This window comes from Pseudonocardia sp. CA-142604 (genome assembly GCF_050948475.1).
Taxonomy (GTDB): domain Bacteria; phylum Actinomycetota; class Actinomycetes; order Mycobacteriales; family Pseudonocardiaceae; genus Pseudonocardia; species Pseudonocardia alaniniphila.
On the sequence record NZ_CP192045.1, the window covers coordinates 6,049,881 to 6,064,662 of the forward strand.

The following is a 14,782-nucleotide window of genomic DNA, read 5'->3' on the forward strand; positions in this document are numbered from 1 at the left end:
GACCACCACAGGACGGACCGTTTCCCCGTCCCGGGCCCGGGCTCTTCGCGGCTCGCCGGAAATGGGGAGGCGATGTCGGCACGCCGGAAATGCCGTCGGCCACGCGGTCCCCCATTCCTGGATCGACTCCCAGCTTTTACCTGTGATTGACACTCAGCACACAGATGATGTGTTCGAAACTGTAATAGTGATCATCTGGTGACGCAAGAACCACGCGTTCATGGCGGGAGGATGACCACTCTCCGGACACACCCGACCCGGCATTGTGATCACCCGAAGTGAGACCGTTGCCGCCCGCTCTGCGATCGACCGCGGAGCTGTGCGCGCTCGAGGCGAGCGTTTCCCTCACACCGGGAGATCACCAGCAGAAACGAGCGGATCGGGGGCTGTTTTCCGCGGCGAAGCGGCGTAACAGTCGTCACATGTCAAAACTCAAGGTGTTTGCCGGGTTCATCCCGTGGATCGTCTTCAGCCTGTTCGCCACCAGAACAGGCACGGGCACCGTGGCCACGGCCGGGTTCCTGGCGTGCGTCGTCGCCGTGCTGTTCATCATTCGGGACGCTCGCCGCGGCGAGTCGCCCAAGGTGCTCGAGGTGACCGCAGCAATTGCGTTCGCGGCGATCGCCATCGCCTCCCTCGTGGATCCGAGGGCGGATGCCTTCCTCGCCACCTACGGGCGCTCACTCGCCACCTGGACGCTGGCGATCGTGATCTTCGCGATGCTGCCGTTCATGCCGTTCACCGAGCAATATGCGCGGGAGAGCGTGCCCCGCGAGTACTGGCACACCGCCCGGTTCCGGTCGATCAACCGCCGCATCAGCGCAGCCTGGGGCGTCGCGATCGCCGTGATGGCGGCGAGTCACCTCCTGGCGGCCCTGTTCATCTCCGTAGGGACCGACGTCGGCGTGCCGAGCAGGCCGATCGATCTGTTCTTCAACTGGATCCTGCCGATCGCGGTGATCTGGTGGGCGGTCAGCTACACCATCCGAAACAGCAAGGGCCCGCACGAGGCGGCTCAGACGCACGCCACCCCCCGGTCCGACCGGCCTCGAACCGCCTGACCAGCGTCGCCGTACGTGTCAGCCGATGGAGTTGCCCGGCCCCGATGAGGACTCGTGCCGCGGCGCACGGGGCATTCCGCACGCGTGACGGCACATCCGGCGAAAGCCGCGGAGGCCATCACGGCCGACCCGAACCAGCCCGGAAGGACCGACAATGACGACCTCCCAGTCCGTCCGTCCCGCCGCCACCGGCTCCCGTGCCCTTACCGGCGGGTTCTTCGCCAACACCGACTTCGACTTCGAGACGCGCCTCGCCCTCGGTGCCACCGCCTACGGCGTCGGCGACCCGGGCAGCGTGCTCGCCACCGTCAACGGCATCGCGGACGGCGACTGGCGGGGCTGGTTCTCCGCGTGGACGCACAGGGGCGACCTGTTCGCCGCGCTCGGTGTCGCGAGCGCCGCCGACCCACCCGGGGCCATGTGGGCGCACCTGTCCGCGTCGGCCGCCTACTCCCGGGCCCTCGCCGCGGTGGACGGGCTCCCCGCCGGGGAGGCCGCTGACCTCATGCTTCCGACGTTCCGCAGCTCACGCCGCAGCTGGAACGCGATGATCGACTCGTCGGGCGGCCGATTCGTCCGCGTGGAGATCCCCTACGAGGGAGCGAGGCTGCCGGGTTACCTGCTGCGGCCCGACGCCTCCGGTGCGCCGCGCCCGACCTTCGTCATGACCAACGGCAGCGACGGTGCCCTCACCGGCCTCTGGTCGAGCGGCGCGGCCGAAGCACTCGCGCGAGGGTGGAACGCCTTCGTGTACGACGGCCCGGGCCAGCAGTCCCTGCTGTTCGAACGCGGTGTGACGTTCCGGCCCGACTGGGAGGCCGTGCTGACGCCGGTGGTGGACGTGCTCGTCGGCCGTGCTGACGTGGACGCGCAGGCACTCACGGCGTACGGGATCAGCCAGGCCGGGTACTGGCTCCCCCGGGCGCTGGCGTTCGAGCACCGCTTCGTGGCGGCCGTGGCCGATCCGGGCGTCGTCGACGTGTCGACCTCCTGGATGAGCTACATGCCACGGGAGATGATCGCGCTGCTCGACAACGGCCAGAAGGACACCTTCAACGCGTACATGGCCGAGGCCGCCGGCCAGGATCCCGAGCTGGAGCGCACCTTCGCCTTCCGCGCCCGCCCCTACGGCATCGACGACCCCTTCGACCTGTTCACCGCGGTGCGCACCTACCAGCTTCGCGATGTCGCTGCCCAGATCCGCACTCCCCTGCTGATCACCGACCCGGAGGACGAGCAGTTCTGGCCCGGCCAGTCCCAGCAGCTCGCGGACCTGTTGACGGCGCCGCACGAGCTCGCGCCGTTCGGCGTGGCCGACGGGGCGAACTTCCACTGCCAGCCCCTCGCGCCTCGCCAGACCGCCCAACGGATCTTCGGCTGGCTGTCCACACATTTGGACGCCAAGAGGACCCGGTTGCCGAGCCCGGATCGGTGATCATGAGACCGCCCGGACCGAACGGGTGGACGAACGACCGGCCCGCCGACCCCTCGCCCACCTCCCGAGCCGGCCCAGCCGCACCGACGCGTCAGCAGCGGTGCCGGCCCGCTCACGTCAGCCCGAGCCCACCGTCGACCGACAGGACCTGGCCCGTGACCCATGAGGCCGACGGGTCGGCGAACTGCACGATCCACATGGCCACCTCGTCGGCCTCACCGCGCCTGCCGAGCGGGATGCGTGCGGCCTCCTCGTCCTTTACCTGGGCGATGACCGCCTCGGACAGCCCGGCCGCGGTGAGGGCGCCGGTCTCGGTCGGTCCGGGCGCGACAGCGTTCACCCGCACGCGATGCGGCGCGAGTTCCAGCGCCCAGCTTCGGGTGAGGTGTTCGAGCGCCGCCTTGGACGCGCCGTAGTGGGCGAAGCCGGGGGCGGGCAGGTGGCCGAACGTGCTCGACACGTTGACGATCGCGCCGCGGCTCTCGCACAACCACGGCAGGGCAGCCGCGGCCAGCAGGCTCGGTGCGGTGATGTTGGTGTCGACGAGGTCGGCGATGCCCTCCGCCGTGACGTCGGCCAGCGGCATCGCCGCGAACACTCCGGCGTTGTTGACCAGGACGTCGATCCGGCCCCACCGGTCCGCGGCCGCCGCCACGATCGCTCCGGCCGCGTCCGGGGCCCGCACGTCGGCCGCGAGCGGGACGATCGACGAGAGCCCTTCCGCCGTGGCGGCGAGCGTTTCGGGGCGCCGGCCCACGACGAGGACGTCGGCCCCCGCCGCGCCGAGCGCGCGCGCTGCCGCCCGCCCGATACCCGAACCCGCCCCGGTCACGATCACGGCGAGCCCGGCGAGGGAATTCGTTCGATGTTCGTCGACCATAGAACGAAGGTAGCATGGTCACATGGAGGAGACCGGCGAGATGACATTGCCCCGTGTGCTCACCGCGCTGAGCGACCCGACGCGCATCGGGCTGGTCCGCGCGCTCGCCGACGGCTCGGAGCAGGGATGGGGCGACCTGCGCACCCCGGTCGCCAAATCGACCTTGAGCTACCACCTGAAGCTCCTGCGTGACGCCGGGGTCACCTGCACCCGGAAGGAAGGCACACGCTGCTTCGTGCGCCTGCGCCGCGACGAGATCGAGGAACGCTTTCCCGGCCTGCTGGCGAGCGTGCTGGCCGCGGCCGAGGCGGACGGGGTGGGGGCGGACGTGAGCGTGCAGCGGACCCGCCAAGCCGCCGGGCGGCCGTAGGCGGACCCCCGGCGCGGTATCGGACGGAGGAACGCTGCAAGCGGTGCGGTATGACTGAAGTAAGCTCTGAGTATGACTGCTGAGCGTGTGACGGTAAGTCTCCCGCCGGACATACTGAGCAGCGCCCGCGAAGCAGTGGCCGCCGGCGCAGCCGAGAGCCTGTCGGCGTTCGTCGCCGACGCCCTGCGCAACCAGCTGACGCGGGCCCACGCACTGGCCGAGCTCGAGCGCGTGCTCGGCGGACGCCCACCGCGTGAGGTGCTCGACACCGTGCGCCGCGACCTGGGACTCGCGTCCGCGTGATCGGCGGCCGTGTGCTCGACGCCTCAGCCGTGGTCGCGTTCGCCTCCGGGCGGTCGGTGTACTCCGCCGCCCTGGTGTGGACCGCCGTCGAGGAAGGGCTCGTGCTCTCGATCCCCTCCACGGGGGTCGCAGCGGCATGGGCGCTGCTGGACGAGAAGGACCGTCCGGTGCTGGAGGTTCTGCTGCAGTTACCGGTGGCCGTCATCGACGACCTCACCGCCGCGCGTGCCCGCACGGTCGGCTGGGCGGGTGGCGAACTGCTCGAGGCCCACGCGCTGCTCTGCGCGCGGGATCGCGGGTGGCCACTGGTCACGCGGGACGCAAGCCGCTACATCGACACCGACCTGGCAGGCGTCGACCTCGAGCAGCTGCCCTGACAGCAGCGGACGACCGGGCGCGTCAGACCGCGTAGGTGTGGTCCGGCACGTCGCTGATGAACATGTACCCGGGCGCGTGGGTGATCGCGAACGGCGGCCGGGACGTCATGATCGCGGCCTGGGGTGTCACCCCGCAGGCCCAGAAGACGGGCACCTCGCCGTCGCGGATCTCGACCCGGGCGCCGAAGTCGGGAGCGGACAGGTCCGTGATTCCCAGCGCCTCCGGTTCGCCGATGTGCACGGGGGCGCCGTGCACGGAGGGGAACTGGGCGCTGATGCGCACCGCGTCGGCCACGCGGTCGGCGGCGATCGGCCGCATCGACACCACCAGCGGGCCGCTCAGGCGCCCGGCTGGCCGGCACTGCCGGTTGGTGCGGTACATCGAGACGTTGCTTCCCCGGCTGATGTGGCGCACCTCGATGCCCGCCGCCAGCATCGGCGTCTCGAAGGTGAAGCTGCAGCCGATCAGGAACGCGACGAGGTCGTCGGACCAGTAGCGGGTGATCTCGTCGGGCTCGTCGACCAGCTCGCCGTCGCGCCACACGCGGTAGGCGGGCAGGTCGGTGCGCAGGTCGGCACCCTCGGCCAGCGCGGTGTAGGGGCTGCCCGGCTCGGTCACGTCGATGATCGGGCACGGCTTGGGGTTGCGCTGTCCGAACAGGAGCGTCTCGTAGGCGTACTCGCGCGGGACGACGATCATGTTGGCCTGCGCATAGCCGGGCGCCCAGCCCGCGGTCGGCACCCGCACGCCTGCGCGGAAGCGGCTACGTGCCTCGGCGGGGCCGACCGTCGAAGCGGCAGGGCCAGGGACCGGGAGAGCCGGTGCCGAAGTGGATTGAGCTGGAATGGTCATGGCGCTTCCTCAGTGAAAGATCGATCCGATGGAAGTCAGTGAGACGACCGCCGCGTAGGCGGTGAACAGCCACGCGGCGATGCCGGCGGTGAGCAGCACGGTGGGATACCGGTAGCGCTCGATCAGGTCGCGGCGGCGCAGCGCGACCCACAGGATGATGGCGAGTCCGATCGGCAGGACGAGGCCGTTGATCGCACCGGCGAACACCAGCATCGACTGCGGCGTCTGCCCCGCGGCCACGAACACGACGGTGGCCAGCGCGATCAGCACGATCACCGTGCGGTTCATGTGCCGGCGGATCGGGGCTGCGTAGGACCGCAGGAAGGTGGCGGTGGTGTAGGAGTTGCCGATCGTGCTCGTCATCCCGGCCGCCCAGAACACCAGTCCGAACAGGTGCAGTCCGACGGGGCCGAACGCGGCCAGGAAGCTCGAGCCTGCGGCGTCGTTGGGGTTGGCGAGATGCACCCCGGTGGCCACCACACCGAAGAACCCGAGGAACAGCACGATCCGCAGGATGCACGCCACCAGGATGCCGGTGAGAGCTCCGCTGTTGATACGGGAGACGTTCCGGGCCCCGGTGATCCCGCTGTCGATGAGGCGGTGGGCACCGGAGTAGGTGATGAAACCGCCGACGGTGCCGCCGATCAGCGTGAGGATCGGCAAGAACGGCAGGCCCTGCGGGTCCACCGTGCCGATGACGGCCTCACCCACGGGCGGAGCCGTGACGGCGACGAGGGCGACGATCAGCCCGATCTTGACCAGGCCGAGCACCACCATGACCCGGTCGACCGCCGTGAAGACCGACTTGCCGAGGAAGATCGCGATGGCGAGGCAGCCGCTGATCGCGGTGCCGATCCGGGGATCGATGCCGAGCAGGTCGTGCAGCCCGAGGCCCGCGCCCGCGACGTTGCCGATGTTGAAGACGATCGCGCCCAGCACGACGAACGCGCTGAGGATCTGGCCCGCGCCGGGGAAGACCTTGCTGGCGAGATCCTGGGCCCGCTGCCCGGAGATCCCGAGGATCCGCCACACGTTCAGCTGCACGGCGATGTCGATGAGCATCGAGACCACCACGGCGCAGGCGAACGAGGCGCCGTAGAGCACCGTGAACGAGGCGGTCTGGGTGATGAAGCCCGGGCCTGCGGCACTCATCGCCATCAGTACGGCGGCACCGAGCAACGGGGGCACCCGAAGTCGTACCCGACGTGGCACGTCCCCGGTGGATTCATCCGTGCTGGTAGAGCCGTCCATCACACTCCTCGCTCGCGACTGCGAGCGAGTCTAGGTTAGACGTCAGACGTCTAGCCTAAAGAGTGAGAGGTGCCATGACGGGGAGCCGACCGTCGGTCTGGATCCAGGACCTGACGTGGGAAGAAGTGGATTCCTACCTCCAGCACGATCGAATCGCGATCGTGCCGGTGGGCAGCACCGAGCAACACGGGCCTGCCGGTGTGCTCGGCGTCGACACCTATGTCGCGATCACGCTGGCAGAGGACGTGGCCGAGCGCACGGGCGTGCTCGTGGCGCCCCCGATCTGGTACGGCGACTCGTCGCACCACGGTGGCTTCCCCGGCACGATCACCATCCGCCCGGACACACTCACCCTGCTCATCCGGGACGTGGCCCGCAGCCTGGCGCGCCACGGGTTCGATCGGATCATCCTGCTCAACGGGCACAAGGGCTCGAACCTTCCCGCTCTGAACAGCGCGGTGCGTGTGCTGCACGACGAGGAGCTGCCGCAGGTGCTCTTCGCCGTGGCCGACCCCCTGCATCTGGCCCGCTCCAGCGCGCCCACGATCAAGGAGACCAACGAGCACCACGCCGGCGAGCTGGAGCTCTCCCACGTGCACTACCGCTTCCCCGGCAAGATCCGCACCGACCGCGTGACCGATGCCTCCGTCGACTTCGACGAGGTGTTCGGCGGGTTCGTCGGCAACGATCTGTTCGGTCCCGCCCCGGACGGCGTGGAGATCATCTGGTCGGGCGACGAGCAGCGCGCCTTCACCCCGACCGGGAGCTTCAGCTCTTCCCTCGGACTCTCCGAGGAGAAGGGCAAGCGCTACCACGACCACATCGTGACCAGGCTCGCCGAGCTGGTGGAGTGGCTGCGGGGCTACCACGGACCGATCGGTAAGCCGTCGGACGGCTGATCCCATGGCCATCAGGAAGACCGGTGACGCGGCGCTCGCCGAGCTGCTGCAGGTCGAGGCCATCACCACCGACTGCTATCGGCAGGTGCGCGACCAGCTGCGCGAGATGGTCATCCGGCTGGGCGCGAACGGCACGCTCCGGCTGCCGTCCGAGGCGGAGCTCTCGGCCGCCCTCGGCGTGAGCCGGGCAACCCTGCGCTCGGCCCTGCAGGCGTTGCAGCAGGAAGGGCGCATCCGCCGGCTGCACGGGCGCGGCACGTTCATCAACCGGTACGCGCTCGGCGTCGGCGCCAACCTCGCCGAGGCCGGCCCGTTCGTCGACCTGCTCGGCCGCGCCGGGTACGAGCCGTCGATGCGGGTCGTGGGCCAGCAGGTCGTCGAACTGGATGAGGGCGACGCGACGTCGCTGTGCCTCGACGCCGGGGCGCAGGCGGTGCGGATCGAGCGGGTGTTCGACGCGAGCGGCAAGCCCGCGGTGCACAGCGTCGACCTCGTGCCTGCCCACCTGCTCGGCGACGATCCGGAACACCTGGACGCGCGCCGGTCGACCTTCGAGTTCGTCGAGGCCCACGCCGGGCCGCCGGTCTGCTACTCGGTGGCCGAGGTACGTCCCGTGCTCCCCTCCCCCGCGCTGGCGGAGACCCTGCGGGTCCCCGCGACCCATCCGCTGCTGCGGCTGCGGCACATCCACATCCGTGCCGACGAGCAGCCCGTCGCCGTCACCGTGGCGCACGTCAACGACGAGTACCTCCGGTTCTCGGTGATCCGTACCTATCTCGACGATTGAGGAACAACCCCATGACGCGCGTTCCCCTGACGCTCGCCTGCGGCGACTACGACCGGGTGTGGCCGCTGGCCGACGGCCGCGTCCGGCCGGAGGGCATCGACCTCAACCTCGTGAGGCTCGAACCCGAGGAGTGTTTCTCGCGGATGCTCACGAACGCCGAGTTCGACGCCTCCGAGATGTCGCTGTCCAGCTACGCCATCGCCCACGCGAACGGGGACGACCGCTTCGTCGGGGTGCCGGTGTTCCTGTCCCGCAGCTTCCGGCACTCCACGCTGTACGTGCGCAAGGACTCCGACATCACCGACGCCCGTGACCTCGCGGGGAAACGCATCGGGGTGCCCGAGTACCAGCTGACCGCCGCGGTGTGGGCAAGGGCGTTGCTGCGCCACGACTTCGACGTGGACACCTCCGGCATCGTCTGGTGCACGGGCGGGCTGGAGCAGCCGGGACGCGTCGAGCCCCGGACGCTGCAACTGCCCGAGTGGGTGCGCATCGAGCACGTCGAGCAGCCGCTCTCGCAGGCGCTGGTCGACGGCTCGATCGACGCCCTGATGGCTGCGCGCGTGCCGTCGGAGTTCCGCATCGGTTCCCGGATGCGCCGGCTGTGGCCCGACTACGCCGCGCGCGAGGCGGAGTACTTCACCCGCACCGGGATCTTTCCGATCATGCACATGATGGTGGTGCGGGCCGACGTGCACCGCGCCCATCCGTGGGTGGTGCGCAGCCTGTACAAGGCGTTCAGCGAGGCCAAACGCATCGCAGTGGAGGAGGCGGCGGACCGGCCGGCCCTGCGCTACACGATTCCCTTCCTCCTCGACACGCTGGAACGTCAGGCCGAGATCCTGGGCGAGGACCCCTGGTCCTACGGCTACGCCGAGAACCGGGAGACGCTCGACACCTTCGCCGGCTACCTGGCCGAGCAGGGCCTGGTGTCCGAGCCGCCGGCCATGGCCGAGCTGTTCGGGTCCTCCGCACTCGCCGACTCCCGGACCTGACGTGACCGAACAGCTCCTCGCGGAGCCCGAGGCCGGGCTCGACCGTCGCGCATGGGGCGTGCTCGCGCTGACCATGGTGTTCTGGGTGGCCGACGGCTACGACACGTTCGTCCTGCTGATCACGGCCCGCCCCACGCTCACCGAACTGCTGCCGGCCGACCAGCTGCACAACCTTCCCGCCTACCAGGGCTACCTGGTGGCCATCACGCTCGCCGGGTGGGCGACCGGCGGGATCATCGGCGGCATCGTCGGCGACCGGCTGGGCCGACGGCGCACGATGATCATCGCGGTGGTCGTGTACAGCGTGTTCACCGCGCTGTCCGGCCTGGCGGGCAACTGGTGGATCTTCGGGATCGCGCGGTTCCTCACCGGGGTGGGCATCGGCGCCGAGTGGGGGGTCGGCACCTCCCTGCTGCAGGAGGTGTGGCCGCAGCGATGGCGCGCCAAGGGCGCGGGCCTGCTGCAGGCGGGCTTCTCGGTCGGCGGGCTCCTGGTCTCGGCGCTCTGGGTGCTGATGGGCTCCACCTTGCAGCTGTCCTGGCGCTGGATGTACCTGTTCGGCATCCTGCCGCTGGTTCTCGTGCTGCTGGTGCGAAGGCGCATCCCGGAGTCCGCGATGTGGGCGAGGCGCCGGTCGAGGACGTCGATCGCCGATCTGCTCCGGCGCGGCGTGCGCCGCAACTTCCTCGGTGCGCTGGTGGTGTCCATCGCGATCACCGGCGGGTGGTGGGCGGTGAGCTCCTACCTACCGAGCTTCGTGGGCGGACTCGTCCACGACCCGAGCCGCATCGCGTTCTTCACCGGCTGGGCCGCCGCGCTCTACAACGCAGGCGAGATCGTCGGCTGCATCGCGTTCGGCTTCCTCGCGGAGTCCTGGGGCCGCAAGGCCTCCATCCAGCTGTACTTCGTGGGCTGCCTGGTGATCGTGCCGGTCGTGTTCCTCGCCGTGCACGACGCGGTGGCCGCGACCTGGCTACAGCTGGCGGCCGGCTTCCTCACCGGCGGTGTCTACAGCTGGTACACGGTGCACACGCCCGAGCTCTTCTCCACGCGGCATCGCGCGACGGCGATCAGCGTGGTGTTCAGCGGCTCGCGCTACATCGCGATGGCGGGCGCGGTGCTCACCGGCAGCCTCGCCACCGCACTGGGCGGGTTCGGCCGTGCCGCGGCGATCTTCGCTCCGATCTACCTGGTCGGCATCCTCGCGGTGCTGTTCCTGCCCGAGACCAAGGGCGAGCCGCTCCCCGAGTGACCCCGCTCGCCCCTCACGACGAACCAGCACGACGAACGACGAGGAGAACGATGGCCGTAGAGGTGGACATCCGCGTGCCCGTTGGCCGCCCGCTGCCCGAGCTGATGGACTTCATCCGCTCCTGCGAGGACGCGGGCTTCCATGGTGTCGGCATCCACGACCACCACCATTCGGGTCGCGACGTGTACGCCGCGCTCACCCTGGCCGCCGCGGCCACCGAGCGCCTCACGCTCTACCCGGCCACCACCAACACGGTCACGCGGCACCCGCTCGTGCTCGCCGCGATCGCCAACTCGCTGGTGGAGATCGCGCCCGGACGGATCATGCTCACCCTCGCGCCCGGCTTCCTGTCGGTCGAGAAGGCGGGCAAACCGCAGGCCCGGCGCCAGCAGCTGGGCGAGGTGGTGACCGCTCTGCGGCTGCTGCTCTCGGGACGCCCGGCGGTGGTGGAGGGCCAGGAGCTGCGGATGAACAACGTGGCGACACCTGCCCCGAAGATCTTCATCCTGGCCGCCGGCCCGAAGATGCTGGAGCTCGCGGGCGAGGTGGCCGACGGTGTCGTGATGCTCGTCGGGCTGCACCCTGACGGGATCGAGGCGGCTCGGCAGCACGTCCGCGCGGGGGCGGCGCGTGCCGGACGCTCGGCCGCCGAGGTGGAGGAGATCTTCATCGTTCCCACGGCGGTCGAGGACTTCGAGACGGCCCGGGAGTGGCCGCGGCGCTGGTTCCGCCCCGGCCAGCCCTTCCTCAACTACCCGAGCGTCGCCAACCTGAGGTGGCTGCACGCCGCCGGGATCGACATTCCCGCCGACCACCGGCCCGAGGACCTCTCCCCGGAGCTCGCGGCGCGGGTGTGCGACGCCTTCGGGCTGTTCGGGCCGCCGGAGTACTGCGCCGACCGCCTGCTGCGCGCCCACGAGGAGTCCGGGGTGCAGCGGGTGTTCTTCTTCCCGTCCCACACCGCGGAGACCGGATACGACCTGCCGGCGGCCGACGTCACGGCCTTCGGGACGATCATCGGCCCGCGTCTGGCGGCGGCGGGGCGGGTGGCGACCGGGGCGTGATGTGCCTCTACCGGACTCGCGATCGTCCGCAATATCCCTCGATCGGGTAACCCACATCGAGTAACGATCCTGCACCGGCGTCGGAAAGATCAGGTGTACCCCCAATGCTCCCCGCCTGGAGGCCACCCCTCATGACCCCGCGCGTCACCACCGAGAACCCCACGGGAATCGACACGTTCGACCACACGGCCGTCGTCCATCTCCCGGAGTACGCGGAGGCGAGCAAGGCGCTCGACGCGCTGAGCCAGGCGTCCCGCCGCGCGGGCGACGAACTCGAGCAGTCGCGGTGGCTCGAGGTCGTCTGCGAGATGAGCGCCGCGCTCCCCTTCGCCGACGCATGCGTCGAGTGCTCGGGCCCCGTTCCGATTCCCGCGCCGTACGCGGCCGTGGTTTCGGGCGGCAGGCTCGACGCGCACTACCGGTGCCCGAGCTGCGGGTTCACCTGGTCACGCGCTCACGAGCTGAAACTCCCCGAGTTCGCCGAGTAGGACCTGCGCGCCCCGCTCAGGCCGTTGCGGGCCGAGCGGGGCCGGCTTGCATGCGTGTGCCGGTGTCCGTGTCTCTGTCGATGTCGATGCGTTTCCGGGCGGGGGCCAGCAGCACGACGGAGAGAGTGATCATCGCGCCACAAGCTCCGATGAACACGAAGACCGGTACGTACCCGAGCGACAGGTAGATCTGCCCCACCACCAGGGGACCCACTGCGTTGAGCACGCGGCCGACGCCGTAGCAGAAGCCGGTGCCGGTGGCGCGGACGCCGCTCGGGAACAACCGCGGGGTGTAGGAGTACATGAGCGCGACCAGCGTCTGGTTCAGCGCCGAGACGAGAAGGCCGAAGACGACGATCGCCACGGGCTCGAACGTCAGCCCGTAGGCGAGCCCGCAGGCGGCGAACGCCAGTCCGAACACGGCGACCGGCCCGCGTAGTCCGAACCGGTCGGCAACCGGCCAGGCCAGAAGTGCGCCGGGCACCGCTCCGAGCGTGGTGAGGGCCGAGTAGCCGACGCTGGCGGTGACGGTGAACCCGTGTTCGTGCAGCAGGGTCGGGGCGAAGGAGGCGAACCCGTAGTAGCTGGTGGTGAGGAACGTCCACACCAGCATCAGCATGATCGTCCGCCTCGCCAGCGCACCCTGGAACAGGGTCCGCACGCTCGGCCGGCCGGTCGCCTCGGGCGGCGCAGGCTCCGCGATGACCGGGGGCAGCGTGTGCTTGCCCGCCACCTCGACCTCGATGCCGTCGACCACCCGCTCGGCATCTCCGCTGCGGCCGCGCGCGAGCAACCACAGCGGCGACTCCGGAAGCCTGCGGATCAGCAGGAGCGGCAGCAGCCCGAGCCCTCCGAAGATGAAGACCAGTCGCCAGGCGTCAGGGCTGATTCCGATCACTCCGCGCGCGAAGAACGACATCGCGGGGATGCCCAGCAGGCCCATGGCCAGTGTGATCGACTGCAGTCGTCCGCGCTGCGTGGCCGGTGCCAGCTCGGCCAGGTAGGTGATGGCGGTGATCGTCATGGCGCCCAGCCCGATGCCGGTCGCGATCCTCGCCACGAACAGGGTGGTGGCGTCGAACGCCCCGGCGTTCAGCAGCGAGAAGACGGAGAACCACGCCACCGCGGCCTGGAGCGACCGGCGGCGGCCGAACCGCTCGGCCACCCGGCCACCGACGGCGGCACCGAGGAACATCCCCAAGAACCCGGCCGACGTGATCACCGAGACTTCTCTGACGCTGATGCCGAGGGATGTGCGCAGAGCGGGAGCGGCGTAGGCGAACGTGTTGATGTCGGCTAGCTCGAAGGCGAAACACAGGGCCAGGACGCCGGCCACCCGGCGCTGATAAGAAGACCAGGGAATGCGGTCGAGCCTCGCGGTGACGGTCATCGTGACACCTCGCAGAGGGACAGCGCGGTCAGCACCGCGCCGATCAGTCGGTTGTGGTCCGGTGTGTGGTCGAGCCCGGTCCGGGCGATCACCAGGTCCTGCTCCGGCAGGACGAGGACCGCCTGGCCGAAGCTGCCGAGCGCGTAGAACGTGCGGCGTGGTGCGGCGGCGAGGTGGCCGTCGCGGTTGAGCCACACCGAGGCGCCGTAGGGGTGGCACATGGCCGAAGGCCCCTCCGTGCGGCCGGCGCCGGAGGCCTCCGACTCGGTGAGCATCGTGTCGACCCAGGCCCCGGGGAGCACCTGCTCCCCGGCCGGCCGCCCCCGTGCCAGCAGCAGCGCGCCCATCCGGGCCAGGTCGCCCGGCGTGGTGTACCAGGCACCGCAGAGCAGCGGCACCCCCTCAGCGTCGGTCTCCAGCACCGAGTGCCGCAGCCCCAGCGCGGGAAGAACCGTGCCGCTGAGGAAGCCGTGGACGTCCGGGCCGAGGATCTCGCGCAACGTGAGCGACACCGCGAGATGGTCGATGTTCTTGTAGGAGAACGTCTTGCCCGGGGAGGTCGTGCTGCGCGCCACCCCCATCATCTGGGCAACCGAGACCGGCCGGAAGTACGGGGCGAAGTACTCGTCGGCGTCGATGAGCATGTCGTCGGAGCCGTCCTCGGAGCACGTGACCGACAGGCCGCTCTGCAGGCCGAGCAGGTCGAGGACGCTGATGTCCGCCCGCACGTCGCCGTCGCCGTGCCAGGCGGGGATCGGGACGGGGGCGGCCTCGGGGTCGAGCAGTCCCAACTGCACCAGCCGCCCGACGATCAGAGCAGTCAAGGTCGTGGCCGTCTCCCAGCCCCGAGTCGGGACCGCGGGGCCGAATCCCGGCGCGAAGTCCTGGGCGACGAGCACGCCACGGTGGACCACGGCGACACCGCGGCCGCCGGAGGTCGCGAGGTGGGTACGCACCGCATCGTGCAGCGGTGCGTACCCCGCAACGGCTCGGAAGCCGTCCCCCCGGGGCCACTCCCTCGCGTCGAGCTCGCGGGCTCGAAGCGGGCGTCCGGAGACATCCGGCCGGCCGGACGCGACCAACGCCGCGCCCTTGTCACCGGACGCGACCGCACGCTGCCTGCTCCCGTCGGACAACGCGCCGACCACGATGCCCGGGCCGACGGCGAACGCGATCTCATCGGGATCGAGGACGCCGCCTGCCAACCGGGTGCACAGCATTCTCAGGTCGTGCTCGACGACGTCGGACCCGCGACGTCCGGACACGAACAGAGCGGAACACAGCTCCTTGGTACAGAGGCCGAGCGCGTTACGGCGCCGCTCGGCGACCTCGCCGACGCTGCGGCTCACGCCGTCGTCCCTTCATCAGGTAGCGGAC

General features: G+C 70.3%; 16 protein-coding genes. 11 read left to right on the top strand and 5 right to left on the bottom strand.

Features of this window, described 5'->3' with window-relative positions; all coding sequences use genetic code 11:
- The first annotated feature begins 422 nt into the window (after positions 1–422).
- Both ACQPZQ_RS27470 and ACQPZQ_RS27475 read left to right on the top strand, forming a co-directional pair.
- Complete coding sequence (locus ACQPZQ_RS27470) at positions 423–1,061, top strand: hypothetical protein (RefSeq protein WP_433285353.1); 639 nt, start codon at positions 423–425, stop codon at positions 1,059–1,061.
- Between the two features lie 154 nt (positions 1,062–1,215).
- Complete coding sequence (locus ACQPZQ_RS27475) at positions 1,216–2,496, top strand: alpha/beta hydrolase family protein (protein ID WP_433285355.1); 1,281 nt, start codon at positions 1,216–1,218, stop codon at positions 2,494–2,496.
- Between the two features lie 112 nt (positions 2,497–2,608).
- Here the strand turns inward: ACQPZQ_RS27475 and ACQPZQ_RS27480 are convergent, their stop codons facing one another.
- A complete protein-coding gene (locus ACQPZQ_RS27480; protein ID WP_433285357.1) occupies positions 2,609–3,376 on the bottom strand; it encodes an SDR family NAD(P)-dependent oxidoreductase in 768 nt (255 codons plus the stop codon).
- Positions 3,377–3,398: 22 nt separating this feature from the next.
- On the opposite strand from ACQPZQ_RS27480, the gene ACQPZQ_RS27485 reads away from it, so the two are divergent.
- The 3 genes from ACQPZQ_RS27485 (at position 3,399) to ACQPZQ_RS27495 (ending at position 4,426) form a co-directional block, all read left to right on the top strand.
- Complete coding sequence (locus ACQPZQ_RS27485; protein WP_433285359.1) at positions 3,399–3,746, top strand: ArsR/SmtB family transcription factor; 348 nt, start codon at positions 3,399–3,401, stop codon at positions 3,744–3,746.
- A 72-nt stretch (positions 3,747–3,818) separates the two neighbouring features.
- On the top strand, positions 3,819–4,049 hold the full coding sequence (locus ACQPZQ_RS27490) for a hypothetical protein (protein WP_433285361.1): 231 nt from the start codon (positions 3,819–3,821) through the stop codon (positions 4,047–4,049).
- Positions 4,046–4,426 carry a hypothetical protein gene (locus tag ACQPZQ_RS27495; protein ID WP_241034590.1) on the top strand — a complete coding sequence of 127 codons (381 nt, stop codon included), beginning with the start codon at positions 4,046–4,048 and terminating at the stop codon, positions 4,424–4,426. The genes ACQPZQ_RS27490 and ACQPZQ_RS27495 overlap by 4 nt, the downstream gene beginning before the upstream one ends.
- A 22-nt stretch (positions 4,427–4,448) precedes the next feature.
- On the opposite strand, the gene ACQPZQ_RS27500 is transcribed toward ACQPZQ_RS27495, so the two are convergent.
- Both ACQPZQ_RS27500 and ACQPZQ_RS27505 read right to left on the bottom strand, forming a co-directional pair.
- The gene (locus tag ACQPZQ_RS27500; protein ID WP_433285363.1) at positions 4,449–5,279 is read right to left on the bottom strand and encodes a putative hydro-lyase; all 831 of its coding nucleotides are present in this window, start codon (positions 5,277–5,279) and stop codon (positions 4,449–4,451) included.
- Positions 5,280–5,288: 9 nt separating this feature from the next.
- Entirely contained in the window at positions 5,289–6,530 is a 1,242-nt protein-coding gene (locus tag ACQPZQ_RS27505) for an NRAMP family divalent metal transporter (RefSeq protein WP_433285364.1), read from the bottom strand.
- Positions 6,531–6,604: 74 nt separating this feature from the next.
- Between ACQPZQ_RS27505 and ACQPZQ_RS27510 the strand changes: the two genes are divergently transcribed.
- The 6 genes from ACQPZQ_RS27510 to ACQPZQ_RS27535 all read left to right on the top strand — a co-directional run bounded on the left by ACQPZQ_RS27510 (position 6,605) and on the right by ACQPZQ_RS27535 (position 12,015).
- Positions 6,605–7,429, top strand: a complete 825-nt coding sequence (locus ACQPZQ_RS27510; protein WP_433285366.1) for a creatininase family protein — start codon at positions 6,605–6,607, stop codon at positions 7,427–7,429.
- 4 nt (positions 7,430–7,433) lie between these two features.
- Positions 7,434–8,216, top strand: coding sequence for a GntR family transcriptional regulator (locus ACQPZQ_RS27515; protein ID WP_433285368.1), 783 nt, complete (start codon positions 7,434–7,436; stop codon positions 8,214–8,216).
- 11 nt (positions 8,217–8,227) lie between these two features.
- Positions 8,228–9,211: an ABC transporter substrate-binding protein gene (locus ACQPZQ_RS27520; RefSeq protein ID WP_433285370.1), complete on the top strand. Its 984-nt coding sequence runs from the start codon at positions 8,228–8,230 to the stop codon at positions 9,209–9,211.
- Position 9,212: 1 nt separating this feature from the next.
- Positions 9,213–10,463, top strand: a complete 1,251-nt coding sequence (locus tag ACQPZQ_RS27525; RefSeq protein ID WP_433285372.1) for an MFS transporter — start codon at positions 9,213–9,215, stop codon at positions 10,461–10,463.
- Positions 10,464–10,513: 50 nt separating this feature from the next.
- Entirely contained in the window at positions 10,514–11,527 is a 1,014-nt protein-coding gene (locus ACQPZQ_RS27530) for an LLM class flavin-dependent oxidoreductase (RefSeq protein WP_433285373.1), read from the top strand.
- 131 nt (positions 11,528–11,658) lie between these two features.
- On the top strand, positions 11,659–12,015 hold the full coding sequence (locus tag ACQPZQ_RS27535; RefSeq protein ID WP_241034582.1) for a hypothetical protein: 357 nt from the start codon (positions 11,659–11,661) through the stop codon (positions 12,013–12,015).
- A gap of 16 nt (positions 12,016–12,031) precedes the next feature.
- Here ACQPZQ_RS27535 and ACQPZQ_RS27540 read toward each other — a convergent pair whose 3' ends face one another.
- Together ACQPZQ_RS27540 and ACQPZQ_RS27545 are read right to left on the bottom strand one after the other, a co-directional pair.
- Positions 12,032–13,405 carry an MFS transporter gene (locus ACQPZQ_RS27540; RefSeq protein WP_433285375.1) on the bottom strand — a complete coding sequence of 458 codons (1,374 nt, stop codon included), beginning with the start codon at positions 13,403–13,405 and terminating at the stop codon, positions 12,032–12,034.
- Entirely contained in the window at positions 13,402–14,754 is a 1,353-nt protein-coding gene (locus ACQPZQ_RS27545; RefSeq protein ID WP_433285377.1) for a serine hydrolase domain-containing protein, read from the bottom strand. The genes ACQPZQ_RS27540 and ACQPZQ_RS27545 overlap by 4 nt, the downstream gene beginning before the upstream one ends.
- Between the last annotated feature and the right edge of the window lie 28 nt (positions 14,755–14,782).